Source organism: Hydrocarboniphaga sp. (assembly GCF_028291725.1).
Lineage (GTDB): Bacteria > Pseudomonadota > Gammaproteobacteria > Nevskiales > Nevskiaceae > Hydrocarboniphaga.
Map to the genome: position 1 here is coordinate 1 of NZ_JAQGNT010000114.1, position 2532 is coordinate 2532.

General features: G+C 66.3%; 3 protein-coding genes. All 3 read left to right on the forward strand.

Annotation, left to right across the window (positions count from 1 at the left end; genetic code table 11):
* Nucleotides 1–97 precede the first annotated feature (97 nt).
* The gene (gene rsmD / locus JWQ90_RS28460) at nt 98–658 is read left to right on the forward strand and encodes a 16S rRNA (guanine(966)-N(2))-methyltransferase RsmD (protein ID WP_299698476.1); all 561 of its coding nucleotides are present in this window, start codon (nt 98–100) and stop codon (nt 656–658) included.
* Between the two features lie 87 nt (nt 659–745).
* On the forward strand, nt 746–1249 hold the full coding sequence (coaD, locus tag JWQ90_RS28465; protein WP_299698477.1) for a pantetheine-phosphate adenylyltransferase: 504 nt from the start codon (nt 746–748) through the stop codon (nt 1247–1249).
* A gap of 41 nt (nt 1250–1290) precedes the next feature.
* Nucleotides 1291–2349, forward strand: a complete 1059-nt coding sequence (locus JWQ90_RS28470; protein ID WP_366919626.1) for a bile acid:sodium symporter family protein — start codon at nt 1291–1293, stop codon at nt 2347–2349.
* Nucleotides 2350–2532 lie beyond the last annotated feature (183 nt).

Here is a 2532-nt window from a genome sequence, read left to right on the forward strand (position 1 = left end):
CGTCGGGCTGAAGCCCGACCAACAAATGATGTGCGAGTGGGTCGGGCTTCAGCCCGACGCTGTTGAATGCCGAGCGCACACCGGATAAAACCCAGACATGAAACGCCCCCTCGGACAACTGCGCATCATCGGCGGCCAATGGCGCAGCCGACTGGTCGACTTCGATGCCGCCGACGGCGTTCGCCCGACGCCCGATCGCGTGCGCCAGACGTTGTTCGACTGGCTCGCGCCGCAGATTGCCGGCGCGGCCGTGCTCGATCTGTTTTCCGGCAGCGGCGCGCTGGGCCTGGAAGCGCTGTCGCGCGGCGCGGCGTCCGCCACCTTCGTCGAAACCGGCGCCGAGCAGGCGCGTGCGATCCGCGCCGCGCTGCAGAAACTCGGCGCCGACAACGCCGAGGTGCTGAGCCAGGACGCGCTGAGGTTCCTGTCGAACACGCCGCAGCGCTACGACATCGTCACGCTCGATCCGCCCTACGACAGCCCGCTGCTGGAACGCGCGCTGGCGCTACTCCCGCGGGTGCTCAAGCCGCATAACCGGGTCTACCTGGAATGGCCGAAAACCGGCGTCCCGGTGCTGGCGCCGGGATGGTCGCTGCTGCGCGAGAAGCAGGCCGGGCTGGTCAGCTTCTGCCTCGCGACTTACCAATCCCAGGACTGATCCCACGACTGAATGGGGATCACGCCCGAACGACGAGCCCGGTCGGGTAAACTCGGTACCTCATTCAACCCTGCGGAGCCGGCACCGGTGAGCAAAGCGCCGAACATCGTCGCGGCCTACAGCGGCACCTTCGACCCGGTGACGCTGGGCCATAACGACATCATCCATCGCGCGGCGCGGATGTTTCCGCGGCTGATTGTCGCGGTGGGCTCGAATGTCGCCAAGAACCCGCGCTTCTCGCTGGAGGAACGTGTCGACCTGATCCGCCAGGTGACCGCCGATCTGGGCAATGTCGAGGTCAAGGGCTTCTCGGGCCTGGTCGTCGATTTCGCCCGCGAAAACCGGGTCAACGTGCTGGTACGCGGTGTGCGTACCGTAGGTGATGTCGACTACGAGAAGCAGATGGCCGTGATGAACCGCGACCTGTATCCGATCCTCGACACCGTAATGCTGGCGCCGTCGCCGGAGTACGCGCATCTGTCCTCGAGCCTGGTGCGCGAGCTCGCCGCGCTCGGCGCGCCGGTCGAGAAGCTGGTTCCGCAGGCGGTGATCGCGCCGCTGCTGGCGCGCCTCGGCCGCCCGAGTGCCTGAGACGGGCGTACCGTCGGCCAACTGCCGGCGCATCCGGCGACATGATGAATTGGTACAAGCGCATTCCTTTCGACCGTTTTCTCGCCGCGATGATCGCGTCGGTGGCGCTCGCCTCACTGTGGCCCACGCTGGGCGCCAGCGGCGGACCCCTGCATCTGGACCTGGTCACCGAACTCGGCGTCAGCCTGGTGTTCTTCTTCGCCGGTGCCGGTTTGTCGTTCGCCAGTCTGAAGGACGGCGTCACCAACTGGCGCCTGCATCTGCTGGTGCAGCTGTCGACGTTCGCGCTGTTCCCGCTGATCGGCATGGCGTTCGTAGTGGCCAGCGAGGATTTCTTTCCGCGCGACCTGCTGTCGGGTTTCTTCTTCCTGTGCGCGCTGCCGTCGACGATCTCGACCTCGATTGCGATGACCCAGCTGGCACGCGGCAATGTCGCCGGCGCGATCTTCAATGCGACGCTGTCGAGCCTGCTCGGCATGGTACTGACGCCGCTGCTGGTGAATCTGTACCTCCACTCTGCTGGGCATTCCGGCGGCCACGGCGGATCGCTGCTCGACCAGTTCGCGAAGATCGCCGGGCAGCTGTTCCTGCCGCTGGTGCTCGGGCAGCTCACGCGCCGCTGGATCGCCGGCTGGATATCGCGCAACAAGGGGCGGGTGACGCTGTCGGATCGCGTGGTGATCCTGCTGATCGTCTACAACGCCTTTTCGGATTCCGCCGCGGCCGGCATCTGGTCGCAGTATGGCTGGCAGACTCTGGCGCAGACCTTCGTGTTGACCGCTGCGCTGCTGGCAACGGTGCTCGCCATCACTCGCTTCTTCGCGCGCCGTGCCGGCTTCAAGGTCGAGGACGAGATCGCCGGCGTGTTCTGCGGCTCGAAGAAGAGCCTCGCGGTCGGCGTGCCGATGGCCAAGCTGCTGCTCGGCAACACGCCGCTGGGCATGATCGTGCTGCCGCTGATGATTTATCACCAGCTGCAGTTGTTCGTGTGCACGCTGCTGGCCCGCCGCTATGCGTCGCGGCCGGCGCTTGCGTTCATGCCAACGCAATCGCGGCGCTCGCTCGATGCGGACCCGTCGACACCGCCGCAGGCGGATTAGCGTTATGAGCCAGGTAACCAGCCGGGTGCAGACTCCGCGATTGCGGCTAGTGCGACGACTCATAAGTTTGGAAACAGAGATTGGGCTCCCTCCCCCGCGTGCGGGGGAGGGTTGGGGAGGGGGCGTGATGGCAGAACCGAGCTTTCTTCCGCGCCCGCGCCCCCATCCCGGCCTTCCCCCGCA